The sequence below is a fragment of the Daejeonella sp. JGW-45 genome, from assembly GCF_029360805.1.
Taxonomy (GTDB): domain Bacteria; phylum Bacteroidota; class Bacteroidia; order Sphingobacteriales; family Sphingobacteriaceae; genus Daejeonella.
The window spans coordinates 601,788-626,632 of the sequence record NZ_JARKNC010000001.1 but is presented as its reverse complement, the minus strand read 5'-3'; the positions used below and the strand labels follow the sequence as shown (position 1 = coordinate 626,632).

Annotated in this window: 26 protein-coding genes and 1 riboswitch; of the genes, 13 read left to right on the top strand and 13 right to left on the bottom strand. The window is 44.8% G+C overall.

Annotated elements, in window-relative coordinates:
* The first annotated feature begins 76 nt into the window (after positions 1-76).
* The 3 genes from P2W76_RS02895 (at position 77) to P2W76_RS02885 (ending at position 1,382) form a co-directional block, all read left to right on the top strand.
* Positions 77-421 (top strand): MmcQ/YjbR family DNA-binding protein, encoded by a 345-nt coding sequence (locus P2W76_RS02895; RefSeq protein ID WP_276345980.1) that lies wholly within the window; start codon positions 77-79, stop codon positions 419-421.
* Complete coding sequence (locus P2W76_RS02890; RefSeq protein ID WP_276345979.1) at positions 418-672, top strand: 4a-hydroxytetrahydrobiopterin dehydratase; 255 nt, start codon at positions 418-420, stop codon at positions 670-672. The genes P2W76_RS02895 and P2W76_RS02890 overlap by 4 nt, the downstream gene beginning before the upstream one ends.
* Before the next feature lie 74 nt (positions 673-746).
* Positions 747-1,382, top strand: a complete 636-nt coding sequence (locus P2W76_RS02885; RefSeq protein WP_276345978.1) for a rhomboid family intramembrane serine protease — start codon at positions 747-749, stop codon at positions 1,380-1,382.
* Positions 1,383-1,394: 12 nt separating this feature from the next.
* Here the strand turns inward: P2W76_RS02885 and P2W76_RS02880 are convergent, their stop codons facing one another.
* The 5 genes from P2W76_RS02880 to P2W76_RS02860 form a co-directional block, all read right to left on the bottom strand.
* Entirely contained in the window at positions 1,395-2,384 is a 990-nt protein-coding gene (locus tag P2W76_RS02880; RefSeq protein ID WP_276345977.1) for a hypothetical protein, read from the bottom strand.
* Positions 2,385-2,449: 65 nt separating this feature from the next.
* A complete protein-coding gene (locus P2W76_RS02875; protein WP_276345976.1) occupies positions 2,450-2,893 on the bottom strand; it encodes a DUF6691 family protein in 444 nt (147 codons plus the stop codon).
* A 2-nt stretch (positions 2,894-2,895) separates the two neighbouring features.
* Complete coding sequence (locus P2W76_RS02870) at positions 2,896-3,459, bottom strand: YeeE/YedE thiosulfate transporter family protein (protein ID WP_276345975.1); 564 nt, start codon at positions 3,457-3,459, stop codon at positions 2,896-2,898.
* A gap of 4 nt (positions 3,460-3,463) precedes the next feature.
* Positions 3,464-4,852, bottom strand: coding sequence for an MBL fold metallo-hydrolase (locus tag P2W76_RS02865; RefSeq protein WP_276345974.1), 1,389 nt, complete (start codon positions 4,850-4,852; stop codon positions 3,464-3,466).
* Between the two features lie 65 nt (positions 4,853-4,917).
* Complete coding sequence (locus P2W76_RS02860; protein ID WP_276345973.1) at positions 4,918-5,673, bottom strand: DUF2490 domain-containing protein; 756 nt, start codon at positions 5,671-5,673, stop codon at positions 4,918-4,920.
* A gap of 180 nt (positions 5,674-5,853) precedes the next feature.
* On the opposite strand from P2W76_RS02860, the gene P2W76_RS02855 reads away from it, so the two are divergent.
* Positions 5,854-6,879, top strand: a complete 1,026-nt coding sequence (locus P2W76_RS02855; protein ID WP_276345972.1) for a dipeptide epimerase — start codon at positions 5,854-5,856, stop codon at positions 6,877-6,879.
* A 159-nt stretch (positions 6,880-7,038) separates the two neighbouring features.
* On the opposite strand, the gene P2W76_RS02850 is transcribed toward P2W76_RS02855, so the two are convergent.
* Together P2W76_RS02850 and P2W76_RS02845 are read right to left on the bottom strand one after the other, a co-directional pair.
* The gene (locus P2W76_RS02850) at positions 7,039-7,230 is read right to left on the bottom strand and encodes a DUF6358 family protein (RefSeq protein ID WP_276345971.1); all 192 of its coding nucleotides are present in this window, start codon (positions 7,228-7,230) and stop codon (positions 7,039-7,041) included.
* A gap of 1 nt (position 7,231) precedes the next feature.
* On the bottom strand, positions 7,232-7,546 hold the full coding sequence (locus P2W76_RS02845) for a rhodanese-like domain-containing protein (RefSeq protein WP_276345970.1): 315 nt from the start codon (positions 7,544-7,546) through the stop codon (positions 7,232-7,234).
* A gap of 266 nt (positions 7,547-7,812) precedes the next feature.
* On the opposite strand from P2W76_RS02845, the gene P2W76_RS02840 reads away from it, so the two are divergent.
* From P2W76_RS02840 to P2W76_RS02830, 3 genes are read left to right on the top strand one after another with little or no spacing between them, the layout of a single operon-like run.
* Complete coding sequence (locus P2W76_RS02840) at positions 7,813-8,931, top strand: DUF4407 domain-containing protein (RefSeq protein ID WP_276345969.1); 1,119 nt, start codon at positions 7,813-7,815, stop codon at positions 8,929-8,931.
* An 11-nt stretch (positions 8,932-8,942) separates the two neighbouring features.
* The gene (locus P2W76_RS02835; protein ID WP_276345968.1) at positions 8,943-10,772 is read left to right on the top strand and encodes a PDZ domain-containing protein; all 1,830 of its coding nucleotides are present in this window, start codon (positions 8,943-8,945) and stop codon (positions 10,770-10,772) included.
* On the top strand, positions 10,769-12,073 hold the full coding sequence (locus P2W76_RS02830) for a M20/M25/M40 family metallo-hydrolase (protein ID WP_276345967.1): 1,305 nt from the start codon (positions 10,769-10,771) through the stop codon (positions 12,071-12,073). The genes P2W76_RS02835 and P2W76_RS02830 overlap by 4 nt, the downstream gene beginning before the upstream one ends.
* Positions 12,074-12,217: 144 nt before the next feature.
* Here P2W76_RS02830 and P2W76_RS02825 read toward each other — a convergent pair whose 3' ends face one another.
* The 4 genes from P2W76_RS02825 to P2W76_RS02810 form a co-directional block, all read right to left on the bottom strand.
* On the bottom strand, positions 12,218-12,697 hold the full coding sequence (locus tag P2W76_RS02825; protein WP_276345966.1) for a GNAT family N-acetyltransferase: 480 nt from the start codon (positions 12,695-12,697) through the stop codon (positions 12,218-12,220).
* 1 nt (position 12,698) lies between these two features.
* Positions 12,699-13,265, bottom strand: a complete 567-nt coding sequence (locus P2W76_RS02820) for a thiamine pyrophosphokinase (RefSeq protein ID WP_276345965.1) — start codon at positions 13,263-13,265, stop codon at positions 12,699-12,701.
* Between the two features lie 107 nt (positions 13,266-13,372).
* The gene (locus P2W76_RS02815; protein WP_276345964.1) at positions 13,373-14,008 is read right to left on the bottom strand and encodes a thiamine phosphate synthase; all 636 of its coding nucleotides are present in this window, start codon (positions 14,006-14,008) and stop codon (positions 13,373-13,375) included.
* 193 nt (positions 14,009-14,201) lie between these two features.
* Positions 14,202-16,568, bottom strand: a complete 2,367-nt coding sequence (locus P2W76_RS02810) for a TonB-dependent receptor (RefSeq protein WP_276345963.1) — start codon at positions 16,566-16,568, stop codon at positions 14,202-14,204.
* 133 nt (positions 16,569-16,701) lie between these two features.
* Positions 16,702-16,899, bottom strand: a riboswitch (TPP riboswitch).
* A 215-nt stretch (positions 16,900-17,114) separates the two neighbouring features.
* On the opposite strand from P2W76_RS02810, the gene aspS reads away from it, so the two are divergent.
* The 5 genes from aspS (at position 17,115) to P2W76_RS02785 (ending at position 22,781) form a co-directional block, all read left to right on the top strand.
* Complete coding sequence (aspS, locus tag P2W76_RS02805) at positions 17,115-18,860, top strand: aspartate--tRNA ligase (RefSeq protein ID WP_276345962.1); 1,746 nt, start codon at positions 17,115-17,117, stop codon at positions 18,858-18,860.
* A gap of 151 nt (positions 18,861-19,011) precedes the next feature.
* A complete protein-coding gene (locus P2W76_RS02800) occupies positions 19,012-20,037 on the top strand; it encodes a N(4)-(beta-N-acetylglucosaminyl)-L-asparaginase (protein WP_276345961.1) in 1,026 nt (341 codons plus the stop codon).
* A complete protein-coding gene (locus tag P2W76_RS02795; protein WP_276345960.1) occupies positions 20,037-20,762 on the top strand; it encodes a copper homeostasis protein CutC in 726 nt (241 codons plus the stop codon). The genes P2W76_RS02800 and P2W76_RS02795 overlap by 1 nt, the downstream gene beginning before the upstream one ends.
* 97 nt (positions 20,763-20,859) lie before the next feature.
* Positions 20,860-21,360, top strand: coding sequence for a hypothetical protein (locus P2W76_RS02790; RefSeq protein ID WP_276345959.1), 501 nt, complete (start codon positions 20,860-20,862; stop codon positions 21,358-21,360).
* Between the two features lie 101 nt (positions 21,361-21,461).
* The gene (locus tag P2W76_RS02785; RefSeq protein WP_276345958.1) at positions 21,462-22,781 is read left to right on the top strand and encodes an amidohydrolase; all 1,320 of its coding nucleotides are present in this window, start codon (positions 21,462-21,464) and stop codon (positions 22,779-22,781) included.
* Positions 22,782-22,846: 65 nt separating this feature from the next.
* Here the strand turns inward: P2W76_RS02785 and P2W76_RS02780 are convergent, their stop codons facing one another.
* Positions 22,847-23,302: a single-stranded DNA-binding protein gene (locus tag P2W76_RS02780; protein ID WP_276345957.1), complete on the bottom strand. Its 456-nt coding sequence runs from the start codon at positions 23,300-23,302 to the stop codon at positions 22,847-22,849.
* Between the two features lie 21 nt (positions 23,303-23,323).
* Positions 23,324-24,382, bottom strand: a complete 1,059-nt coding sequence (gene mutY / locus P2W76_RS02775; protein ID WP_276345956.1) for an A/G-specific adenine glycosylase — start codon at positions 24,380-24,382, stop codon at positions 23,324-23,326.
* A gap of 171 nt (positions 24,383-24,553) precedes the next feature.
* On the opposite strand from mutY, the gene P2W76_RS02770 reads away from it, so the two are divergent.
* The gene (locus P2W76_RS02770; protein WP_276345955.1) at positions 24,554-24,838 is read left to right on the top strand and encodes an HU family DNA-binding protein; all 285 of its coding nucleotides are present in this window, start codon (positions 24,554-24,556) and stop codon (positions 24,836-24,838) included.
* The last annotated feature ends 7 nt before the right edge of the window (positions 24,839-24,845 follow it).

Sequence of the window (24,845 nt, the reverse complement as noted above, 5' to 3'; positions counted from 1 at the left end):
CTTAATTTTATTAAGTACAAAAATAGATCAATTGTATTACCCGCCTTCTACATCGGCAACTATTATTCCATTAAACATGAACATTGAAACCTTACGCGATTATTGTCTTTCAAAAAGCCGGGTACAGGAAACTTTCCCTTTTGGAGAAGAAACAATTGTGTTTAAAGTGATGGATAAGATATTTCTTCTCGCCGGGCTCGATCAGGCTGACAGGTTTAACGTAAAATGCGACCCCGAGAAAGCAGTTTCCCTGCGCGAGGAATACGAAGAAGTGCAGCCGGGATATCATATGAACAAAATCCACTGGAACACTGTTTTTATGAACGGAAAGTTAAATGATGTGCAGTTAAAGGAAATGATAGACCATTCATACGACCTCGTTGTGAAGAGTCTTCCCAAAAGTAAACAAACATTGATATGAGCTGGAAAGAAACAACAGACCCTGAAACAAACTCAGAATCACTTATCAGGGAATTTAAATTTAAAGACTTTGTAAGTGCCTGGGGCTTCATGTCAAAGGTCGCCCTTTTAGCCGAAAAAATGGACCACCACCCGGATTGGAGTAATTCATACAATAAAGTAAATATTAGTTTGAGCACACATAGTGCCGGAAATAAGATAACAGATAAGGACAGGAAACTGGCGGAACAGATAGATATGCTCGGCGTATAGTATATTTGGTGCTGGAAAAAATTTATTTACGCAGCCTTCGGGCGATTAACCAGCACTAGAAGAGAACTGATATAATGGAGAGCTTTATTAACGATACCCCGGTAGCAACGATAATTTTTATATTCACTATAGTAACAAGTATATATGCATTTTCCAATGCCGAGGTATATGGTAAGTTCATGCTGCACCCTTACAGCGTTAGCCGGGGCAGGCGCCTGTATTCCCTGATCACCAGCGGGCTTATTCACAAAGACTGGGGACATTTGGCAGTAAATATGCTGTCTTTTTATTTTTTCGCGTTTACGCTCGAAAAAACACTCGTTTCATTAAGCAGCTGGGGCCATGTTCAGTTCGGCATATTGTATCTCGCCAGTATTGTGCTCAGCGATATCACCTCTATCCTGAAGCACAAGGAAGATTTCTGGTATAACAGCCTGGGAGCATCCGGTGCCGTGTGTGCTGTAGTGTTCAGTTTTATTTTATTCTACCCCCTGAACAAGATGATCATATTTCCGATACCCCTCCCCATCCCGGCGGTTATATACGGTTTCCTGTTCCTGGGTTACTGCTGGTATGCATCGCGTAATTCGCGGGATGCAATTAACCATGACGCCCATTTTTATGGGGCACTTACAGGCGTACTTCTAACTATTATTTTCTACCCGGATGTTGCCGGTTATTTTATCAGCCAGCTAACGGGAAGGGGGTAAGACCTGAAGATATCAGGATGGCAGTACGACGGAACCAGATGGCCGGAAGTTCTCCTCCTGGTCCAACAGGTAACTAAGAGGTTTTTCCGGGTCTTTTATGATCTCGAACAACACCAGTCCCCAGGGTTTCCAGAAATTCTCAAGTACCTGCCCATAAACCCTATTTTGCCACACGTCAAAAAGAGGTTTATTGCTCATTCCACGTAAAGGCATAGCCTCAATATATATGGTATCTTCCGTGGGCATGACCGTATATTCCGGCAAACGGTTAAACAGGTAATTCGAATAAAAGAACCTCCCGCATATTTCTTCAAACTGTATAAGATGCAGGGGCTGCTGATTGATCTTCTCAAGAATTTCCCTGTGATAGAGCCCATTGGTGCCGTTATCCTGAAGGCAGGCTACGATCCCGAAATCTTTCATCCCAAGAGAAAACGTAAGTGTATTTATCTCGTCACGGTAACTGAAAAGATCTTGTTTTGTATCCGTTTTAAAGACCTTGATCGTCCATGGAAGACTGCCCTCGAATTCTACCGGCATGATTATAGACTGCAGCATAATATGCAGGTTGCTGAATTTATGGATCAGCGACTGCGAAAAAACAAACTCTTCATTGTTAGCTTTTTGCTGGCGAATTCCGATGCGGATCTCATTAAAGAGGATCCCGTAAACCATCTTTCCAATCCATTGGAAAAGTTTTATTTGAGATAGTTCGGCAACGGCATCGTAGCCTTTAAGAAATGCAGCGCGGATCTCATCTTCAAGAGGCTCAATACCAAGCTCGTATGTTTCATTAGAACATGGAAGTCTCATGTCCTTATAGGTAGACATGCTTTCGTCAAGAAGCTTAAACGGTTTATCTTCCAGCTTATATTCCTGCATCAGCCACACCGGGAAAACGGCGATCTCCTCTTCTGTCGACTGCAGTCTTTCGCCGCTGAGAAAACAATGTTGCTTGCTGAAATTCAGCGTGTTAAATGGTTTGTAGAGCTGTATTGCCATCCGGGCAAAGTTAATAAACCCGGTTAGCTTAATAACCCGGGTTAGTTTGATTTAAGTAATAATTTCTAATGCGGCAGCTTCTCTTTCAGATACCCGTAGGTCCATGTACCGGCAACGGCACTTAAGAATGTGATGATCACGATGGTAGCCCCGGTTCCGATCTGGGCAAATAGCGGTCCCGGGCATGCGCCGGTAATTGCCCATCCGAGCCCGAACAGCAAACCGCCATAGATCTGCCCTTTGCTAAAGGCTTTGACAGGAAGTACGATCTTTTCGCCGCCAAGGGTTTTGATGTCAAACTTCCGGATAATGAGCACAGAGACAAGGCCGACGAGAACTGCACTTCCAATAACGCCATACATGTGAAATGATTGAAGCCTGAACATCTCCTGTATTCTGAACCAGCTGATGATCTCGGCTTTAACAAACACGATTCCAAATAACACACCTACGATAAGGTATTTAATATTGCCAGTCAGGGGAGCTTTATTTTTTTCTTTTATGCTCATGGTCAGATCGAAAGTATTAGTGGCAACAAAAGATTGGCCATGATAAATCCGCCGACCATAAAGCAGCAGGTAGCAACAAGGGAAGGCCATTGAAGAGTTGACAGGCCCATGATCGAATGTCCGCTGGTACAGCCTCCCGCGTAACGCGTGCCGAAGCCGATGAGGAAGCCTCCTGCCACGATCATCAGCAAGCCCTTTGCGGTGAACAGCGCGGACCAGTTTACGATTTCTGCCGGAATGAAGTTATTGTAATTCGTGATCCCGTAGCCTGAAAGCTCGGCAGCGAGTTTCGGATTAATTACAAAAGGGTCCGGGTTTTGGAGCAGGCTCGCAGCCAGGCCTCCGCCGATCAGTATCCCAAACACGAAAAAAAGATTCCAGGCTTCTTTTTTCCAGTCATACTTAAAAAAAGAAACGTTCGCAGGAAAACAAGCTGCGCAGATATGACTGAGGGAGGAGCTGATACCAAAGGCTTTATTTCCGATAATTAATAAAACAGGCACGGTTAGGCCGATCAGCGGGCCGGCAATATACCAGGGCCATGGTTGTTTGATAAGATCCAGCATCGTTTTAGCTTTTTGTCATTGGAACACGCGGATTTGTTATTGCAGAAATCCCACCTTTAATTTCGCTAAAATTTCTGTAACCTCTGGATAATAAAATTGAAGCGGCCATCATGCTTCGGTAGCCGCCGGCACAATGGATGTAAAAATGCTCCTTGGGGTCGATATCTTTTATCCATGTATTAATATCAGCGAGCGGCATGTTCTCCGCATCCTGTATATGCTGTGCATCATATTCAGACTCTTTCCGGACGTCAATTATCTTGTGGCCTGCTGAATATGACCCGGCAAATTCATCAGGGCTTATCCTGTCAACCTGGTCGATTTCTTTCCCTGCCTTTTCCCAGGATTCAAATCCGCCCTCCAGGTGGCCAAGAACATTATCAAATCCGACGCGGCTTAAGCGGGTAACCGCTTCTTCTTCCATTCCCTTATCCGTTACAAGCAGGATCTCTTGTTTTACATCCGCGATCAGCGATCCTGCCCATGGTGCGAAATCACCGCTTAAACCGATATTGATAGATTGAGGAATAAATCCTTTATAAAAATCAATATTATTTCTTGTATCCAGGATCAGGGCCCCCGTTTCCCCGGCAGCGACTTCAAATTCCTCCGGGCTTAAGGCACGCATGCCATTGCCGAGCACTGTATCATAACTCTCGTAACCCTTTTTATTCATCGCCACATTGGCGCTGAAGTAGGCAGGAGCAGGGAGAAGCCCTTCGGTGACTTCCTTTATAAATTCGGCTTCGGTCATGTTTGCCCGTAAAGCATAATTAAACTGCTTTTGATTCCCTATTGTCGATATTGTTTCCTTGCTCATGTTCTTGCCGCAGGCGCTGCCGGCACCATGCGCCGGATAGACTATCACTTCATCCGGCAGGGTCATCACCTTTGTCCTTAGCGACCTGTAAAGTGTAGCTGCTAATTCTTCTTTGGTCATGTGTGCAGCCTTTTGGGCAAGGTCCGGCCGGCCCACATCGCCGATGAATAAAGTATCGCCGCTAAAGAGAGCATGTTCCTTCCCATATTCATCAATCAAAAGGTAGCATGTACTTTCCATGGTATGTCCCGGCGTGTGCAGGACTTTCAGTATGATCTTACCCACATTGAATTCCTGCCCGTCCTTTGCTGATATGAAGTCGAACTCAGGTTTAGCTTCCGGCCCGTAAACGATCGGCGCTTTTGTTTTATCGCTCAGATCGAGGTGACCCGACACAAAGTCAGCGTGAAAGTGTGTTTCGAAAATATATTTAAGTTTTACATTATCCCTTTCCAGGCGGTCGAGGTAAGGCTGCACTTCGCGTAATGGATCAATGATCGCTCCTTCGCCGTTGGAGGTAATATAATAGGCCCCCTGAGCCAGGCAACCTGTATAAATTTGTTCTATCTGCATACCAGGACAATTTGACTACAAAGTTGGTAATAATTGTCCGGGGAAATAATGTTTTAATGTAAAGTTTAGAAGCTCAGGTTAGTGCTTAGAATAATTCCCCTGTTATGCTGAAAGACGTTTCTTCCGTTAATTTCGCGCCCGAATTGAGCAATCTGACTTAAGAAGCCACCTTCTATCCTTATTTGCGGGGAAAAGCGATACCCCAGTAAAAGTCCAAACCTGTTCTGGTCAAAAACATTTTCGCCAACATTTTCACCGAATCCGATAAATATTTCATCATATACAGCCGCGTAGGGAGTATTGTCAGCAATTGCCTTTCCCTTTAAGGGGATTTGAAGCCGGTACATATAGCGAAATCGGTTTGTATATACGTACTCGTCTTCTTTATTCAGGGAAGCATCAGAATACCTGCCCACCCAACGCTGTTCGAGCATGAAACGATGATTGTTTTCAGCAATACCGGTCTTGTTACTCAATCCCGCCATCTGGTAAGTGCGGTATTCGGTAAACTGTTTACCCATACCATTAACCGGTATATCGCCATAGTTGTAAGTGTCGGCTAGTGCGACGCCCGCTCTTATGTTCAGCCCGGGCGCTACCAGATGGTTGACGGCCAGTTTATATACAGCTTGCTGCGGATCAGAAATAACATGATCTCTGCGCCATTGAAATTCACCGGTGAGGCTCCATTTCGGATCTAACTTCAGGGAAGCATTAAACGCATACCAGCCTATGCTGTTTTTATCTTTTAAGCGAGTGTTTTGAGAGTAAGAAGTAAAATAAAGGGAACAAAATAAAAATAAAAGGAGGGTTTTTTTCACAAAGACAACGTTAAGCCAATATTAATTTTATGCTATGTTAAGAGGCTCGCAATCTAGGTGAATGTTTGAAAAAATAAAAGTTTATTTGTGATTTGGCGAGTTAGACCTGTTGCGGTCCCCCAAAATTTAATCGTATTGAACATAATAAATTTTGTTATTTCGTACTGTCAAAAACTCATTATGAAGATCACTTATAAGCCTTTCGAACTTGCATTAAAGCATCCTTTTACCATTGCAAAATTCTCACGCACTTCAACCCCGATCATGCTTTTGGAAATAAGCCATGAAGGTTTCACGGGGTATGGAGAAGCTTCGATGGTGCCTTATATGGGTGAAAATATGGAAACTGCCACAGCATTTTTGTCGAAGGTAGACCTGTCCTGGCTGAAAGAACCATTTGATTTCGAGGAGCTTGTTGCGTACCTCGATAGTATCGCTCCTGCCAATCCGAGTATCAAAGCTGCAATAGATATTTCCCTGCATGACCTCAAAGGAAAGATGGAGAATACGGCATGTTATAAGTTTTTTGGCACTGACCCGGCCCGGATGCCGAAAACATCGTACACTCTGGGTATAGACACACCGGAAGTGCTGATTCAAAAGATCAAAGAGGGCGAACACTGCCACATCATCAAAGTGAAACTCGGCCGTGATAATGATAAGGAGCTCATTAATACTATCCGTTCGGTAAGCAATAAGCCCTTATTCGTAGACGCCAATCAGGGCTGGTTAGACAGGCAGCAGGGACTGGATATGGCTCACTGGCTTCATGAGCAGGGAGTTGTCCTGATTGAGCAGCCTATGGCAAAGGACGACCCTGATTCGAACGCCTGGATCACTGAACGAAGCCCGGTCGCTATTGTCGGCGATGAATCGGTGCAGCGCTTTGCGGATGTTGAAAAAGCTAAAGGTGTTTACCATGCGATTAACATGAAGCTGATGAAAAGCGGGGGGATGCATGAGGGCTACCGGATGATAAAGAAAGCCAAAGAGCTGGACATGAAAGTAATGATCGGCTGCATGAGCGAAACCAGCTGCGCCACGCTTGCCGCTGCGGCCCTGGCTCCTTTGTGCGATTGGGCCGATCTAGACGGGCCTTTCCTTACCAGTAATAATCCCTATAAAGATCCCGATTTTAAAGATGGGAAGTGGGTTCTTAGTGATGACCCCGGTCTGGGGATAAGGCACGATCAGCAGGTTATTTAGAAACACCACACGGAGACAGCTCTTTATTCAAGCGGTGTTATACCGGTTCTAAGACATTCCTAAGCCGGTTCTAAACCGGGGTCCAGGCGGACCTCAAGCGGACCTGAACCGGAGTCCGAGCGGACATCAAGCGGAGTATAAGCGGACTGAACGCGGTGTTTATTTTTTCTTGCTGGTCATATCCCTCACGCTTTTTGCAAGCCTGACCTTCAGAAATATGAGCATGGCAAACGGAGGGGTTGCAGCTATGGCGTACAGATAGAAACCGTTCTTTATTGACCAGACAATACACAGGATGAGTATGATAAGGGCAATGTTCAGGAAAATATTAAAAAGAATCTTCTTCAGCATATTAATAGACCCTCATGTCTGGCTCATATTCTGCAGCCCAGGCAAGAATGCCGCCTTTAAGATTATAAAGGTTGGTATAACCCAGTTGTTCAAGTTGCATCACCGCTGCAGCACTCCTGGCACCACTACGGCATTGCATGATAACAGGCTTATCTCTGCTTATCTTTGAAGATTCAATTACGATTCCTGCCAACGGAATATTTTCGCCGTCGATATTAGACATTTCATACTCGAAAGGTTCACGAACGTCGATAAGCTGGAAACTTTCGTTGTTGTCAATTTTTTGCTTCAATTCCTGTACTGTAACTTCTTTCATTGCTTATAGTTTGTTTTTCAATGGCAATGAAGCTTGCTTGAGCTTAAATTATTTTTTTTTGAAAGGCAGGTTCAAGCAGGTTTCATCTCTGATATATTTGTAAGCCAAAGATACGGTTTTCCTAAATATTTATATAAACCAAAGGGGCGATGTGGTGTTGCATTAAATAAAATGACGCTCTTGTAACATGTTGATAAAGCGGGCGTTTAATTAGATATTTCAATTCACAACGGTACCGCATGAGCTGAAAAGCAAAAACTAAGTAGATGAAAAAGATAACCGATTTTTTCTGGTTCTGTTCCGGAGCACATGTAGATACGCTGAAGAGGTACCCCACAGAGCACAATAAATATGTTGGTATAGGCGCAACGATATTCTTCACAGCACTTTTTGCTTCTCTTTCCGGTGGGTATGCCATGTATTTCGTTTTTGCCGGAAACCCCATGGCGGTAATTTTTGCAATCTTCTTTGGCCTGATATGGGGCCTGGCCATATTCAATATGGATCGCTATATCGTAGCCAGTATCAGTAAGAGCGGTACAACTAACCAGCAAATACTGCAAGCTACACCGAGGATACTTTTAGCAATCATGATAGGAATCGTCATATCGCGGCCGCTTGAGCTAAAAATATTTGACAAGGAGATCCGTGAGAAGCTTAAGACCAGCTATCTGAATGGGCAGCGTTCTAAAATAGACACGCTGAACAAGACTTTCGCGAATAAATATGCTGCGGAACTTCAAAAGACTGCGGAACTTAAGACTGAGAAGGATTCGCTCGAAAAAGATATAAACCGCTCACGGTATATTCTCAATCAGGAGGTTTTTGGAGATAAAACGAACCAGACGTCTGGCATTACCGGGTACGGGACTTATGCGAAGCAAAAAGAATCGATTGTAGTCCAGAAGGAACAAAGACTGGAAAATATTCGCTCTGAGCTTGCCGCAATGGACGTTTTCTTTACCCGGCGAAAGGATCTGGATGGCCTTTCGGACCAGCGGATGTTTAGCGGCAAGCAGCTGGACAGCTTGGCAAGTGTTGCCGGATTTGCCGACCGCAACTGGGCCTTGGGACAACTGACCTTCAAGGAAGATGGCTCGCGCGACCTGGATAACTATCTTGCCATTTCATTTATAGGATTTCTTTTTATTTTATTCGAATGTCTGCCGGTATTCGTAAAATTGATGAGTAATAAGGGCCCTTATGATATCGCCCTGCAGAATGTGGATGAAACTTATATTTACAAATCAGACAAAACCAGGGATCATGATATTGCCGTTACCGATGGCGTTCACGATACCAGGATAAATACCGAGATCGATAAACAGAAACAACTGGTATCCCGCAGTTCAGCCCGTGAACTGGAAAGGCATGAATGGGATTAAGCAGAGCCGCTATGAGATTTTACCTCCTGATCTTTTTTTTATCCTTTTCCGGGATCTTCCGCGCTATCGGACAGGAAACAATAGATTATTCCATCTCGTTCCCTAACGCGGTGCATCATGAAGCCGAAATTGAAATAACCGTCAACAGGGTGCCATCCGGACCGCTTACCTTCCGGATGAGCCGCTCATCGCCCGGCCGGTATGCAACGCATGAGTTTGGAAAGAATGTATATGGTGTGAAGGCCATCGACGGGAAGGGAAATCCGGTGCCGGTAACGCAGGTTCAGGGTGATATATATCGTATTGACAAGCATGATGGCTCAGCCAGGATAAGTTACACGATCTATGGTAATCATGTAGATGGAACCTACCTGGCGATAGATGAAAGCCATGCTCACATGAATATGCCGGCTACATTTATGTGGTTCCCTGCTATGACAAACAGGCCTGTCAGGATCCGGTTCAATGATCTGGAGAAATATAAATGGAAGGTGGCTACTCAGTTAAAGCCGGGCGGTGCTAATATCTTCACAGCGCCCGACCTGCAGTATTTTATGGATAGTCCGGTTGAACTTTCTGATTTTAAGATTGCTACCTGGCAGGACGTAAATCCGGGGGGTAGACGTCAGACTATCCGGCTTAGCTCTCATGGCACGGCAGACGACCAGAAGGTGATTGATGATTATGCCGGTATGGTTGCAAAGGTGGTGGAAGAACAAAAGGCCGTTTTCGGCGAACTGCCGTTATTTGATAACGGCGAATATACCTTCCTTCAGGACGTAAACCCGGATAATAACGGTGACGGGATGGAGCATCGAAACTCGACTGTGATCACCAACAGCGGATTTAAGATCGCGGGAAACCAGGAAGCCATGCTGAGCACCTTCTCACATGAATTCTTTCATGCCTGGAATGTAGAACGTATCCGCCCGAAAAGCCTTGAGCCTTTTGACTTTTCTCATGCCAATATGAGCAGCGATCTTTGGTTTGCCGAGGGCTTTACCCAATATTATGGCAACCTTATTCTCAAACGTGCCGGCTACCGTACCGATAAACAATACCTAGCTGTCCTGTCAGGAATTCTTAACGGAATTTTAAATGCACCCGGGCCAGGCCGGTTTCCCGTTACGCACATGAGCAGGTACGCGGTGTTTGTGGATGCTGGCGTATCTGTAGATCAGAATAATTATGCAAACACTTTTGCTTCGTATTATACTTACGGTGCAGCTGTCGCCCTTGGACTTGATCTTCGCCTTCGCTCTGAGTTTAAGCTTAGCCTGGACGATTATATGAAGGCAGTCTGGACTGTTCACGGTAAAACAGAGATCCCTTATACTGTTTCAGACCTGCAGAATGTTTTGGCAAAGCTCACCAGCACATCCTTCGCGGCAGATTTTTTTAAGAAGTACATTGAAGGAACTGATAAAAATGATTATTCGGAATTATTAAAGAAGGCTGGGCTGCGGCTGCGTAAAGCAGCTCCGGGAAAGCCGGTTATCGGGCCGCTTCGATTCACGCTTGTATCTTATACCGGCAAGAATCGTGTAGCAAATCCTACTGTTAAAGGTTCGCCGATTTATGAAGCAGGGATTGACATCGGCGATTATATTCTTAAGATCGGCGATGACAATTTACTTGGTAATATTGACATAGATCAGCTTATTTCCAGGTACAAACCGGGCCAGCGCGTTCCTGTTACTTTCGAACATAAGGGTATAATTAAAACAGCCGATTTAATAATTCAGGAAGATAATACTCTGGAAGTGGTGGCTTTAGAAAATGCGACTCTTCAACAGTTACAGTTTAGAAATAACTGGCTCTCGTCAAAAATAAAACAATGAAGGTTAACAAGATAATTGCAGTCGCTGCGTCGATACTTATTTTAGGATCGTGTGCAGTACAGAAGCCGGAACAATACATTCAGCAGGACGAAATAAGCTGTATCATCAGCAGCCTGTCGGCGGATGAAATGGAAGGACGCGGGACATTCACACCGGGCATCGAAAAAGCAGCCAGCTTTATCGAGAACGAGTTTAGAAAAGCCGGGCTGCAGCCCCTGACAGGTGCCAGCGGTTTCCGTCAGGAGTTTAAAGTAACGAGGGTTTTGCCTTCCCTGGCTGATGTTACCATTGACGGCAAAAAGATCGATGCGGCCAATCTGATAACATTCTCTGATCAGGGCCTTTTTGAAATGAACAATACTTCGGGCGCTAAAATTTTGAAAATAGCAGCCGGCGACCAGTTTGGTCAGCGCTACCGCGAGGCATTAGCCAGTAAAACGCCCGTGCTGGTATTGGTGGATCAGTCGCATCAGGCAATTTTCAAGCGTCTGCAGGAGAATTCCAGGCGCGGGCGTATAGTCGAAGAACCGGGTGGGGATGGAGGTTCAGTCTTTGTACTGGGCGCAACGGAGGCGGCGGCTTACAACGTGAGAATTGAAAACAAAGTGGAGCATCTTTCGCTGTTTAACGTTGCTGGAATGATACCGGGGAAATCAAAGGAAAAAGAGCTTGTTTTGTTTTCAGCTCATTACGATCACATCGGACTGATCAAAAGTGTACAGGGCGATTCGATCGCAAATGGCGCAGATGATGATGCCTCGGGTACTACGGCAGTTATTGCCCTGGCAAAATATTACAAGAAATTAAAGGATAATGAGCGCACACTGATCTTTGCGGCTTTTACGGCAGAAGAAATTGGCGGCTTTGGCGCACGTCATTTTTCATCGAAACTTAATCCCGATGATGTGACAGCAATGTTCAATATAGAAATGATCGGCAAGGAATCAAAGTTTGGCAGGAACGCAGCATTTATTACCGGCTATGAGCGTTCTGATTTTGGCGAGATCCTCCAGAAGAACCTTGCCGGAACCGACTTCATGTTTCACCCCGATCCTTATCCCGATCAGAATTTGTTCTATCGAAGTGATAATGCGACCCTGGCTGCTCTTGGCGTTCCGGCACACACTATCTCTACTGTTCAGATCGATTCAGATAAATTCTATCATACTGTGGATGATGAGGTGGAGACACTGGATGCAGCTAATATCTGGGCCACAATTAAGGCAATCGCGTTAAGCGCGAGAAGTATAGTAGCGGGAACGGATACACCGAAACGGATACAGAAGCTGGACGCGAGATAGTTTTAACCGCAGAGAGCGCAGTGGAAAAACACAAAGGACGCGGAGAAAGTTTTGCTTAAGAATTTGTCGGTAGATTTTGTAAAAAAGTATGCGGCCTTTGCGATTACTTCGCGAACTCTGCGGTAAAACATTGGCGAAACCAATTCAAACCTCCTTCCGCATCACATAATCATTCAGCACAAACTCAAAATACGGAATATCAACGGTCTTGACGATCTTGAAGCCTACTTTTTGATAAAAGCTTAAAGCAGGATTAGCCCGGTTTACATTTAGCTGAAGTTTGCTGATACCGCATTCACGGGCAATATTATCTAAATATTCGATCAGCTTCCTGCCGGTGCCCTTCCCTTGTTCCGAAGGTAGAATATAGATCTTATGGATCTTCAGCACTTTGGCTTCTATAGAATACCCCGCGAAGGCAACATCTGTCCCCTCGTTTTTCACGAGAATAAATTGGCTGCCATTTTTAATTTGTTCGCCGAGTGCGTCCGGGGAGTACATGTTCTTCAGCATAAAGCTGATCTGTTCCTCCGATAGAATGGCGCTATAGGTGGGCCACCAGATCTGATGTGCCAGTTGATGAATAACCGGGATGTCTCGTTGGCTGACCCTGACGATATGCATATCAGATCTTTTCGGCAATGAATATAAAGGGCTGGTCGAATGTCAGGGAATAAAAACCGTCTTTTTCAGTTTCCAGCACCTGCTCTTCTTTGTGAACGAGGCCGCTTGTGCTCAGGTTATGGATCTCATGAAGCAGATGTACCTGCTCAGCGGCAGGCTGCCATTTACTAAAGCCGGACCGGACCGGAAAGATCTTTTGGTTGCCGATAAAAACAACGATATCTATATCCTCGACAAATAAAGCATAGTCTTTCAAGACGAAATCCCTGGCGATAATATTTACGGCAGGGTATGCTTCACCAACGAGATGCTTCAGGCAATCCTCCAGCGGATCGGTATCTGTTAAGATAATCCGGGTATTTTCTTGTGCCACAAAATCCGGATCACGCGTTAAGACGCAATCAACTTTTAAAGCGAGGGAATCTGCCAGCTCGTAAAGATCCTCATTAACAATCACCGTAGGACTCCACTCCAGGAGCTGTCCGAGATTTTCTGTTTCAAACCCGTCAAGGCTCATGATAAGCAATGCAGGCTCCTGCTTTTCGCGAACGATATGGTGTGAGGACATAGATCAAACTTAGGAAAATGAATATAATGAACAAAAAGCAAGGAACAAAGATCAGAGACAAATGGCGTGCCACCGAATACGGTCCTTACTCTTTATTCCTTGATCCATCAGTAGATCTTTTGATAAAACTCTTTTAAAGTTCTTCCTGGTTCGTCGGCGAGATTCACCGCAGCAGATACGGCTATGCCAAAAATACCTGTTTGCATAAGGACCTCAACATCGTTAATCTGCACACCGCCAACAGCGAGCACGGGTATGTCAATTTTTCTTTCAGTCATTTCCCGGATAAGCGCTTCATAACCTTTTAACCCCAAAATGGGATAGTCATTAGGTTTTGTTTTAGTTATGCTAAAAGGCCCGCAACCGATATAGTCTGCAACTCCCGAATCGACTACCTTCTGGATATCAGCTATTGAATTTGCTGATGCGCCAAGTGTTTTTTCATCACTGATGATCTCGCGGATCTCATTAAGGTCGGCTTTCATATTTTCAAGATGAACCCCTTGTGCATCTACTTTATCCAGGAGATGGTAATGATCAGTAAGAATCAGGGTCGCGCCCCAATCATCACAAATTGAAGCAACCTGATGGAGTTCGCCAATAAGCTCGTCATCATCTTTACTGAAACAACGGTATTGGATCCAGTTTGCGCCCGCCTGACATGCTATCTGAGCCTGCTCGATATGGCTGCGGTTTGGCAGATCCTGGGTTAGGTAGTGCAATTTAGAGATGTATTTTTTCATGATAAGATGATTGCAGTCTGAAATTTTTAAACGCAAAGGTCGCAAAGCATTTGCCTGATTTTATCTTCGACAATTACAGGATACTCTGGATAAAACTTTTGCATCCGTCGCGTCTGCCTGCCGGTAGGCAGGTGTATTTGTGACCTTTGCGTTTAATTATTCGTTCAAGCGGTAGTGGTAAGTTTCCTGTTGATCAAAATTTAAGACTCAATGAAAGTAAGAAATTACTTGGTGCCTGAGTGAAATAATAATTTTCTGTTGTGAAAGCCCCGCCATATAAATAGCTGAATGTATAACCATTCGACTCGTATTTCTCGGAAAATACATTGTTGAATAAAAGGGTAAGACCGATATTTTTCAAGCCTTTAAATGAGGTGTTGTAGGCAAGTCTGACGTCATTCACAAAAAAAGCATCCAGTCTTCTTGCAGAATTAGACGTGTTATCCAAATACTGATCACTGATGTACTTGCTTAATAAAGCTATTTCAGTTCGTTTGAAGGGACGCAGGCTGAGCTCACTCGAACCGATGAACTGAGGAGAGAATGCCAGATCGACATTGGTGTAAGTGTTCTCGATCTGTCCGCCATTATCATAATCATCAATAAACTCAGAGAAGTTTTTGATCTTGTTCTCGCTCAGCGAAGCAGTTAATCCCCACGCAAGAACTCGGTTCAATTGTAAGCGGCTGTCAAGCTCCAGTCCCAGCCGGTAGCTATCCTTTACATTCTGACGGATATATTCACCCACATCGTTGATCTTCCCCGTCAGCACCAGCTGATCTTTATACAGCATTGCATACCAGTTCAAACCCGCAGAAAAATTGCTTTTCTGTAACCTGTAGCCGGCTTCAATATCCAGTAAATTCTCTGATGAGGGCCGGGTTGCCGGGGTGGAATTTATATAATCATCGCGGTTTGGTTCTTTGTTTGCCACGGCAAAAGAGGCGTAGATATTACTAGCGGTATTGATCTGATAACTTAAGCCGATTTTGGGATTGAAGAAGTTCAGCTGATCAGCCTGGCCCAGCGGAAGGCGGTTCTTATCGGTGCCGCGTATCTTATAATTTATTGCCCGATACTGAAGGTCGGCAAAGAGGTTTAGCTTGCCAATGGTGTAGCCGGCTTTAGCATAGGTGTTGAAATCTGTTTTAAACCCGTTGCCCTGGTAGTAACGCTGCAGGCTTAAATTAACCGGAACAAATTGTCCCCGGATAACTTCTCCGAAGTGGTCGCCGTCATATTCGTTGTAGCCGCCCCCCAATGTAAAGTCAAGCGCTGCTGATGGAGCGTAGCTGACAGAGTAGGTCATTCCGTAGAAATTATTGTCCAGCCACCTCCGTCGCACAAGGTCACTTTCAGAAATTGTCGTGCCGCCAACGGTGTAAGGTGCTATGCCATAATTTGCGAAATCCTGTTCCTCTTTAAACTCTTCATAATAGCCTCTTCCGCGGGTATAGTGGAGAGCGGCATTGGCGGTAAACTGCGATGAAAATGAATGTGAATAAAGAAGCTGGTAGTGGCTTTGCCAGTAGTTGTCGGTCTGATCCTCGTAGTCAAAGCTATTGAAAGTCCGGTTTGTGTTTAACAGGCTTTGTGGGACGCCATTCCAGGCCTGGTAGGTCTTTTCGCTTCCTGAAAATACATTTGCCCGCAACAGATTATTCTTTCCATAATAGGCACCGCTCAGGAAATATGATTTAAGGTCAGATGCCCCACGGTCTATATAGCCATCTGATTTGATCCGGGAAAGGCGCCCGTCAAAACTGAACTTGTTGTTGATCAGACCGGTCCCGACGTTGACCGTGTTCTTCAGGGTTTGGTATGAGCCGAAGGTATTGTTAAGTTCGGCGTAGGCCGAATCCTTTCTTGTGGTTGTCTGGATATTGAGACTTCCGCCGAATGCACCGGCGCCGTTTGTTGATGTACCTACACCGCGTTGGATCTGGATATTATCAACAGAGGACGCAAAATCTGGCATATTTACCCAAAAGGTACCCTGGCTTTCGGCTTCGTTATATGGAATGCCATTGATCGTAACGTTGATCCGCGTTGGATCGCTTCCGCGGATGCGGATACCGGTATAACCTATTCCCGCTCCTGCATCGGAACTTACTACTACTGAAGGGGTCTGGTTCAGGAGATAGGGCAAATCCTGGCCCAGATTGTTTTTAGTGAGCTCTTCTTTGCCGATGTTGCGGTATGTAGTTGCCGAGTTTTCAGTAGCCCGGGTAGATCTTACGAGAACTTCATCAGCTACTAAAGTATTCAGGTCAAGCTGGAAATCAAGAGTTGTGTTGCCGGAAACAGATATTGCATTCCGGGTATTCTGGTAGCCCAGGTAGGATACCCGGATCACATAATTTCCAGCCCTGAGGTTTTTCAGCGAATATTCGCCCGACTTGTCTGTCTGGGTTGAAAAAAAGGAGTCTTCGAGGTAAACGCTGGCCCGTTCAAGAGCCTTTCCGGTTTGTTTGTCGGTAATTTTTCCGTTAATGGAAAATTGAGCTGAAGCCATGCATGGCATCAGGATCGCCGCAGCGATGATTAATAAGTTTTTCATTGATTAAATGATTGTTTCAACGGCAATGAAGCTATCATGAGCATAGTTATGCTAATTTTTGAGCTGTATGCTCATGATGGTTTCAAAATGAATAAAATAAAACAGTTAAACATGCTGGACAGTGGGGTTCTATCCAGTTCCTTAACATTACCTCCCTACGCCGGCATTATCCGGATCAGGTGCTCTCAGGAGATGAGCTATCAGCTGTGAGCTATGAGCCTTGTGTAAGACTTATAACGTACAACGTATAACGTACAACGTCCATCGATGGGTTTAATCTCAGCCTGTTTTTGTGTTTGATTTCGCAAACAAGGCACCCCTTATTGATGGAGCAAAGTTATGAATAAAAACTAATTATTGTATTGAAACCTTGCTATTATTGCTGCCCTCTGCCTTCCTCTGAATCCCGCTATTTTGTTTTGGATAATAAGCCTGCGTTGTCAAATGCCTTAAATGGCTGACTTCTAGCAGAACCCTGCATAAAAATGCAATTTATAGTATCTCAAGTTTTCCAAAAACCGTACTTTTGCCACTTTAAGAAATTTTATGCTCAGAACACACACTTGCGGAGAACTAACCATCAACGATTTAGACAAAGAAGTTACGCTTACCGGTTGGGTGCAGAAATCGCGCGATCTGGGAGGTATGACCTTCATTGATATGCGCGATCGGTACGGTATTACGCAGCTGACCTTTAACTCTGACGACAATGCTGATCTGCGTGCACAGGCACGTGATCTTGGGCGTGAATTTGTAATTAAGGTGAGCGGTAAGGTTATTGAGCGTTCAAATAAAAACCTTAAAATGCCAACTGGAGAAGTGGAGATAAAAGTTTCCAATATGGAGCTTTTAAATGCCGCGAAGCTTCCCCCGTTCCTTATAGAAGACGAAACCGACGGGGGCGACGACCTTCGTGCAAAATACAGATACCTTGATCTGCGCCGTAATCCGGTAAGGAATAACCTTGTGTTGCGTCATAAAATGGCTCAGGAGGTGCGTAAGTACCTGGATGGCCTTGACTTTATAGAGGTGGAGACCCCGGTTCTGATTAAGTCTACACCCGAGGGTGCGCGTGATTTTGTGGTACCGAGCCGCATGAACCCTGGTGAGTTTTATGCCCTGCCCCAGTCGCCGCAAACGTTTAAACAGCTTTTGATGGTGTCGGGTTTTGACAGATATTTCCAGATCGTTAAATGTTTCCGTGACGAAGACCTTCGTGCGGACCGTCAGCCTGAATTTACTCAGATCGATTGTGAAATGGCGTTTATCGAGCAGGAAGATATTCTGAACGTTTTTGAGGGACTGATCCGTACACTGTTTAAGAACGTGAAAAACGTTGACCTCGTTGATGTGCCAAGGATGCAGTATGCTGATGCTATGCGTTTATATGGTTCAGACAAACCGGATACCCGTTTTGAAATGAAGTTCGTTGATCTTACGGATATAGTTAAAGGCAAGGATTTCCCGGTATTTGACAATGCAGAACTTATTATCGGTATTAATGCTCAAAACTGTGCGGAATATACCCGTAAGCAGGTTGATGAGCTTACAGACTTTATTAAAAGACCTCAGATTGGGGCAACTGGCCTGATCTACCTTCGCCATAACGCCGATGACAGTCTGAAATCTTCCGTAGATAAATTCTATAATGAAGACGATCTGAAGAAATGGTCGGCAGCCTTCGATTCGAAGCCGGGTGACTTGATGCTGATCATGGCTGGCCAAAAAGACAGGGTTCGTAAACAATTAAGCGAGCTTCGCCTTGAGATGGGCACCCGACTAGGTTTGAGGGATAAGAACACATTTGCCCCATTATGGGTGCTGGACTTTCCTCTTTTGGAGTGGGATGAGGATACCCAGCGGTACCATGCCATGCACCATCCGTTCACTTCACCTAAGCCGGAAGATATTTCCATGCTGGATAGCAATCCGGGCGAAGTTCGCGCCAATGCGTATGATATGGTTATCAACGGTACCGAAATTGGTGGCGGGTCTATCCGGATCCACGATCGTGAGCTGCAATCACTGATGTTCAGGCACCTGGGCTTTAGTACAGAGGAAGCACAGAAGCAATTCGGCTTCCTGCTCGACGCCTTCGAGTACGGTGCGCCGCCGCACGGGGGGATAGCATTTGGTTTCGACCGCTTGGTATCGATCTTTGCCGGCCTGGATTCAATCCGGGACGTGATCGCCTTCCCTAAAAACAATTCCGGACGGGATATTATGATTGATTCACCTTCGACTATTTCTATTGAGCAGTTGAAGGAGTTGAGTATTGATACAACTGTTTAGAACCGAGAATCAAGAATCAGGAGCCAAGAATCAGGATTTTCACAAAACGCCCAGTGTAAAATCGATGAAGAAATTTGATGCTAAGTATAAATAGGTCTTGATTCTTGGCTCTTGTGTCAATATATTCCCACTCAATTCGCTACCTTTAATCATGGTAGACCGTCGAAAATTTCTTAAAGCCACTTCTTTAGCCGGAGCTTCAATACTGGCTGGAAACAGTTCATTCGGCGAAGCCGGTATTCCTAATTCTAATCCCGTCTCAGACAAGCCCATTGTAATTTCCACCTGGGATTTTGGCCTTGCCGCCAACGCTGCTGCGTGGGAAGTGCTGAGAAATAATGGACGGGCATTGGATGCGGTAGAAAAAGGTGTCCGCATCCCCGAGGCCGACCCGGACAATCAAAGCGTTGGCCTGGGAGGTTTCCCTGACCGGGATGGCAAAGTAACGCTTGACGCCTGCATCATGGATGAATTTGGTAATTGCGGCAGCGTTGCTGCTCTTGAAAACATAGTTCATCCTATCTCTGTTGCACGGCTGGTAATGGAAAAAACACCTCATGTCATGTTAGTAGGTGAGGGAGCCCTGAATTTTGCGCTGCAGCAAGGCTTCAAAAAGGAAAACCTTCTGACTCCGGAATCGGAAGAGGCCTGGAAACAATGGCTTAAGAAATCTGAATATAAGCCGGAAATAAATATTGAGAATAAATCTTTCCGGCCCGACAAGCTTCCCGGTAATAAATACAATCACGATACGATCGGAATGTTGGCTATTGATGCGAAAGGCAATATATCAGGAGCCTGTACCACAAGCGGGATGGCCTTTAAAATGCATGGGCGCGTTGGGGATTCGCCTATTATAGGCGCGGGTTTGTATGTAGATAATGAGATCGGCGGAGCTACTTCGACCGGTGTGGGCGAGGAAGTGATCAGGAATGTTGGAAGTTTTCTCGTAGTGGAATTAATGCGTCAGGGTTATTCGCCGGAGAATGCCTGCAAAGAAGCGGTAATGAGGATCATTAAAAAGAAGCCTGAGACGGCAAAGAATATCCAGGTGGGCTTTCTGGCAATCAATAAACAAGGGGAATACGGAGCCTATGCGATCCAGAAGGGCTTTAGCTTTGCTGTGTGTGATAAAAACGATCAGGCATTACTCATAAAGGGCAATAGTTATTATTAATGAACTATACTCTTGAAATATGCGCAGGCTCACTGGCTTCGGTCTCCGCGGCAGCAGATGGAGGCGCTGATCGTATTGAACTTTGCGATAATCTTTCGGAAGGCGGGACCACACCCTCGTATGGGATGATTAAAACCTGCATTAGCTTATTCAATATACCTGTCTTTCCAATAATCCGTCCCAGAGGCGGTGATTTTGTGTATTCCCGTAACGAGTTCGAAGTAATGAAGCAGGATGTGGCTTGCTGCGCAGAATCCGGCTGTCCTGGAGTTGTATTTGGAATACTGAAAGCGGACGGCAGTATTGACACGGAAAGATGCGAGGAGCTTATGGCTTTAGCCGGGACAATGCAGGTTACATTCCATCGTGCTTTTGACCGCTGCAATGATCTTTTGCAGGGGCTCGAGGATGTTATTGATCTTGGATTTAGCCGTATTTTAACATCCGGCGGAGAAGCATCTGCAGAGGATGGTATACCATTGCTTGCTAAGCTTATAAAAAAAGCCCGAAAAAGGATCATCATTATGCCGGGATCGGGAATTACTACGGCTAATTTGCCGAGAATAATAGAAGAAACCGGCGCGATTGAGTTCCATAGCACAGCCAAATCAAAGATGACCGAAGCACCCGTGGACATGATTCAGAATAGTGTCGGCGATCAGTATCCGTATCAGACTGATATTGAAAAAGTGAAATTAATGCGGCAGATCCTGAGGGCGATTTAAGCTGGGAGAATAAACTGCTACCAGTCTGTTGCATTTAAACCAGATCAGGCGTATCGTTATAAAGATCCTATTTGGTTTCACAATCATCCTCAATTCTATGAAAAAGTTCCTTGCCTGCCTGTTTGTTTTAACAATGGGGCTTAGCTGCACAAAAGAAGACCCAATGAGCGTCTGCGGATGCAGTCCGGTAGACAGCCCGGAGTTTAGATTAATCATAAAAGACGATCAGAATAAAGATCGTTTGAATACCGCGTTTGCCGGGTCGTTTAATAAGGATAATATTAAGATCAGCTATAAGGAAAACGGCGTTTCCAAGAATATTAGCTTTATTATAAGGCAACCATTTTCCTATGGCGAGAATCTCAAAAACACATTTCCCTTCAACCAGATTATGTCAACAGAACTTGTTGCTTTAAGACTGAGCAATAAAGCAAATGAATTTTTTCTAGACCTGGGAGACGGGCAAGTACATACGCTGACTTTCGACTATGACATTTCTAAAGGCAACCCCGAGAATGTTAAGATTGACGGCAACCTGATCCATCCCGAACCATCGTTGCCGGAGATGTACAGGAAAATATATTACCTGCTGAAATAAGAAGCTCGCAGACATATACGAAGCGAATGTTTCAAATGTCTGTTGTTTTGAAAGAAATGTAGGCGGGAGTACAATCCCAGATTTTTACTACATTTAGTCTCATGAGCAACACTATTAAACATTTACTTGCGGCTATTATCTTTTCTGGATCATTACCCGCTTTTGCACAGACTGTTAATTCCAGAGTTAAACTCAGTCTCGCTGCCGATAAAATAGAGGCTAAAGTAATCGAATGGCGGCGCGACTTTCACGCCAATCCAGAACTTGGAAACCGTGAGAACCGGACCGCTGGTATTGTTGCCAAGCACTTGCAGAGCCTGGGTTTGGAAGTTAAAACAGGTGTTGCAAAAACCGGTGTAGTAGCCATTCTTAGAGGGGGTAAGCCAGGACCTGTAGTAGCTTTACGAGCCGATATGGATGCACTCCCTGTAACTGAGCGAGGTAACCTGCCGTTTAAATCAACCGTCAAAACACAATATGCAGGGCAAGAGGTGGGCGTAATGCATGCATGCGGACACGATTCACATACAGCTATGCTGATGGGCGTTGCTGAGATTTTGGCTGGGATGAAGGCTGATCTTAAAGGGACTGTTAAGTTTATTTTTCAACCAGCAGAGGAGGGTGCGCCGGCGGGCGAAGAAGGTGGAGCTAAGCTAATGGTTGCCGAAGGAGCTCTTGAAAATCCGAAAGTTGATGTCATCTTCGGGCTTCACATTTGGGCACAGACAGAAGTGGGAACGCTAACCTATCGTCCTGGCGGCATGATGGCCGGTGCCGACGATATAAGGATCCTTGTAAAAGGAAAACAAGCTCATGGCGCATCGCCGTGGTCCTCGGTTGACCCTATCGTGACTTCCGCCCAGATCATAAACAACTTGCAAACTATTGTAAGCAGAAACCTAAACGTGACTGAAAATGCGGGAGTACTTACCATCGGATCGGTGCACTCAGGCGTTAGGTTCAATATCATTCCGGAGCAGGCTGAAATGATGGGCACCATCCGTTACCTGAGTGATGGTGATTACAAAATGATGGAGGAAAGGATCAAGACCATCGCAACTAAAACGGCAGAAGCGGCAGGTGCTACGGCTGAAGTTAAGATCCCGTTCAGTACACACTATCCGGTTACATTCAATAACCTTGCACTAACCGATAAGATGCTTCCCTCATTACAGAGAACCGCAGGAGCAGATAATGTCAAGCTTATACCGCCTATTACCGGCGCCGAAGACTTTTCATTTTTCCAGGAGAAAGTTCCCGGCTTATTCTTCTTCCTGGGCGGGATGCCAAAAGGGAAGGACCCTAAAACTGCGACATCGCACCATACACCGGATTTCTTCATTGATGAGAGTGCATTTAAGCTCGGTGTGAAGGCGCTTGCCGGCCTGACAGTAGATTATATGGAGATGCAGAAAAAGTAATCGTCTGCGGATGATTCCAATAGCTCAGAGGTCAATGCACATATCTCATTGCTCGCAGCTCATAACTAAAAAGGCAGATCATCCTCGGCATTTCCCGGCTTGTTATAATCCATCGGTTGGTCCTCTGCCGCTTTTGACGGAGTTGTATGATCAGTGTTCGTACCGTTATCTCCATGCCCGTTATCAAAATCACTTTTTCTTCCCAGCATGGTAAAGTTTTCGGCAACAACCTCTGTGGTGTATTTTTTATGACCTTCCTTATCTTCGAACGACCGGGTACGTAATTTACCTTCTATATAAACCAGCTTCCCTTTCTGTAAGTATTTTGACGCAACATCCGCAAGCCCCCTCCACATCACAATATTGTGCCACTCGGTTTGCTCAATTTTCTTTCCGTCCTTGTTATAGGTTTCTGAAGTTGCCAGGGGGAAGCTGGCGACAGTTACGTTTCCTTCAAGATGGCGGACCTCAGGATCCTTTCCCAGATGTCCCACCAGAATCACTTTGTTAATACCCGACATATTCTTCTTTGGTTAGTTGAATCAATCTTTCAATTTAAGGAAATTTTCGAAGAACTGAAATATTAGTTTTGGTTGCGCTAAACTTTCCAGATCTTCTATTTTTACATAGAACCAACCATTCTCGATGGCAAATTGTTCTGAATAATTTTCGATTTCGATAAATGTCGCAAACAGTTTTTGATGACTCAAAATATGTTTAACTGCGGGGCTAACAAATTTTATAAGAACCTTATTACCAAACGCTTTCCGAAAATCATCCTGATTTATCAGGTTTTGGGGTTCACGCCGTTCATGAGTCTCGAAAAGGGGAAGTTCATAAAGATTTTCCCAGATATCGTTAGCTCCTCTTTTATTCATTAAGATTCCCTTTTCATTTCGGACAACGATATAATTGAAATAGCGCTCCCTGATCCGCTGATTCTTAATTTTAATCGGCAGATCATTTATGCGCCCGGTTTTGTATGCTTCACAGCCCGGCCTTAAGGGGCACTGAAAACAATCCGGATTCTTAGGTCTGCATACAAGCGAACCGAACTCCATTGCCGCCTGGTTATAAATGCCGGCGTTTGATTTGTCAATGAGCTCGTTTGCAAGTTCAGTAAATAGCTTCTTGCCTGCGCTTGAGTTTATCGGTGTGTCAATCCCGAAGTACCGGGATAAAAGCCTGAAGACATTTCCGTCGACCACTGCTTTGGCTTCATTAGAAGAGAAAGACGAGATCGCCGCGGCTGTATATTCGCCGATTCCCTTAAGTTTTATCAGCGAATTGTAGTCTTTAGGGAAATAACCCCCATGCTCTTCCATCACTATTTGAGCGGTATGGTGCATGTTCCTTCCGCGCGAATAGTAGCCTAAGCCCTGCCACAATTTAAGTATTTCGCCCTCCTCTGCCGATGCAAAATCAGCTACTGTGGGATACTTTTCTGCAAAGCGGATGAAGTACGGTGTACCCTGCTCTACACGTGTTTGTTGCATGATTATTTCTGAAAGCCAGATGATATATGGGTCGCTTGTTTGTCTCCAGGGGAGGTCTCTTTTGTGAAGCATATACCAGTTAATTATCTCGCCAGAAAAATCCATATATAAAGTTTAGTATTAACAATTTTACGCGTACAAAAGTATCTTACTATTTGTTTTATAGCGATTTGCTGTAAAAAAAAGCAGATTTATTTCCCAAATTCAATTTAAACCAATACTTTTGCAACCCCAAAACAGTTGAGTTTTTACGATAAAAAAATAAAGAATACAGACATGACCAAGGCAGAAATCATTACAGAAATCGCTAATAAAACAGGAATTGAGAAAGTTGACGTTCAGGAAGCGGTAGAGGCGTTTTTTAAGGTGGTAAAGAACTCTATGGTAAGTGGAGAGAATGTTTATGTGAGAGGTTTTGGTAGCTTCGTTGTTAAAAAGAGAGCTAAGAAAACTGCGCGTAATATTTCAAAGAACACTGCTATTATCATTCCCGAGCACTACGTCCCTAGCTTTAAGCCTGCCAAGGTATTTGTAGAGAAGGTTAAAAGCGGCAACAAATAATTAGTAT

What these genes read in the sequence shown, in the direction of transcription:
- P2W76_RS02880 (WP_276345977.1), bottom strand. Translation starts at nt 2,384, where the DNA reads ATGGCAATACAGCTCTACAAACCATTTAACACGCTGAATTTCAGCAAG.
- P2W76_RS02785 (WP_276345958.1), top strand. Translation starts at nt 21,462, where the DNA reads ATGAGCAACACTATTAAACATTTACTTGCGGCTATTATCTTTTCTGGA.
- P2W76_RS02840 (WP_276345969.1), top strand. Translation starts at nt 7,813, where the DNA reads ATGAAAAAGATAACCGATTTTTTCTGGTTCTGTTCCGGAGCACATGTA.
- P2W76_RS02790 (WP_276345959.1), top strand. Translation starts at nt 20,860, where the DNA reads ATGAAAAAGTTCCTTGCCTGCCTGTTTGTTTTAACAATGGGGCTTAGC.
- P2W76_RS02875 (WP_276345976.1), bottom strand. Translation starts at nt 2,893, where the DNA reads ATGAGCATAAAAGAAAAAAATAAAGCTCCCCTGACTGGCAATATTAAA.
- P2W76_RS02770 (WP_276345955.1), top strand. Translation starts at nt 24,554, where the DNA reads ATGACCAAGGCAGAAATCATTACAGAAATCGCTAATAAAACAGGAATT.
- P2W76_RS02795 (WP_276345960.1), top strand. Translation starts at nt 20,037, where the DNA reads ATGAACTATACTCTTGAAATATGCGCAGGCTCACTGGCTTCGGTCTCC.
- P2W76_RS02820 (WP_276345965.1), bottom strand. Translation starts at nt 13,265, where the DNA reads ATGTCCTCACACCATATCGTTCGCGAAAAGCAGGAGCCTGCATTGCTT.
- P2W76_RS02895 (WP_276345980.1), top strand. Translation starts at nt 77, where the DNA reads ATGAACATTGAAACCTTACGCGATTATTGTCTTTCAAAAAGCCGGGTA.
- P2W76_RS02810 (WP_276345963.1), bottom strand. Translation starts at nt 16,568, where the DNA reads ATGAAAAACTTATTAATCATCGCTGCGGCGATCCTGATGCCATGCATG.
- P2W76_RS02865 (WP_276345974.1), bottom strand. Translation starts at nt 4,852, where the DNA reads ATGCAGATAGAACAAATTTATACAGGTTGCCTGGCTCAGGGGGCCTAT.
- mutY (WP_276345956.1), bottom strand. Translation starts at nt 24,382, where the DNA reads ATGGATTTTTCTGGCGAGATAATTAACTGGTATATGCTTCACAAAAGA.
- P2W76_RS02800 (WP_276345961.1), top strand. Translation starts at nt 19,012, where the DNA reads ATGGTAGACCGTCGAAAATTTCTTAAAGCCACTTCTTTAGCCGGAGCT.
- P2W76_RS02845 (WP_276345970.1), bottom strand. Translation starts at nt 7,546, where the DNA reads ATGAAAGAAGTTACAGTACAGGAATTGAAGCAAAAAATTGACAACAAC.
- P2W76_RS02825 (WP_276345966.1), bottom strand. Translation starts at nt 12,697, where the DNA reads ATGCATATCGTCAGGGTCAGCCAACGAGACATCCCGGTTATTCATCAA.
- P2W76_RS02850 (WP_276345971.1), bottom strand. Translation starts at nt 7,230, where the DNA reads ATGCTGAAGAAGATTCTTTTTAATATTTTCCTGAACATTGCCCTTATC.
- P2W76_RS02885 (WP_276345978.1), top strand. Translation starts at nt 747, where the DNA reads ATGGAGAGCTTTATTAACGATACCCCGGTAGCAACGATAATTTTTATA.
- P2W76_RS02835 (WP_276345968.1), top strand. Translation starts at nt 8,943, where the DNA reads ATGAGATTTTACCTCCTGATCTTTTTTTTATCCTTTTCCGGGATCTTC.
- aspS (WP_276345962.1), top strand. Translation starts at nt 17,115, where the DNA reads ATGCTCAGAACACACACTTGCGGAGAACTAACCATCAACGATTTAGAC.
- P2W76_RS02780 (WP_276345957.1), bottom strand. Translation starts at nt 23,302, where the DNA reads ATGTCGGGTATTAACAAAGTGATTCTGGTGGGACATCTGGGAAAGGAT.
- P2W76_RS02870 (WP_276345975.1), bottom strand. Translation starts at nt 3,459, where the DNA reads ATGCTGGATCTTATCAAACAACCATGGCCCTGGTATATTGCCGGCCCG.
- P2W76_RS02855 (WP_276345972.1), top strand. Translation starts at nt 5,854, where the DNA reads ATGAAGATCACTTATAAGCCTTTCGAACTTGCATTAAAGCATCCTTTT.
- P2W76_RS02815 (WP_276345964.1), bottom strand. Translation starts at nt 14,008, where the DNA reads ATGAAAAAATACATCTCTAAATTGCACTACCTAACCCAGGATCTGCCA.
- P2W76_RS02890 (WP_276345979.1), top strand. Translation starts at nt 418, where the DNA reads ATGAGCTGGAAAGAAACAACAGACCCTGAAACAAACTCAGAATCACTT.
- P2W76_RS02830 (WP_276345967.1), top strand. Translation starts at nt 10,769, where the DNA reads ATGAAGGTTAACAAGATAATTGCAGTCGCTGCGTCGATACTTATTTTA.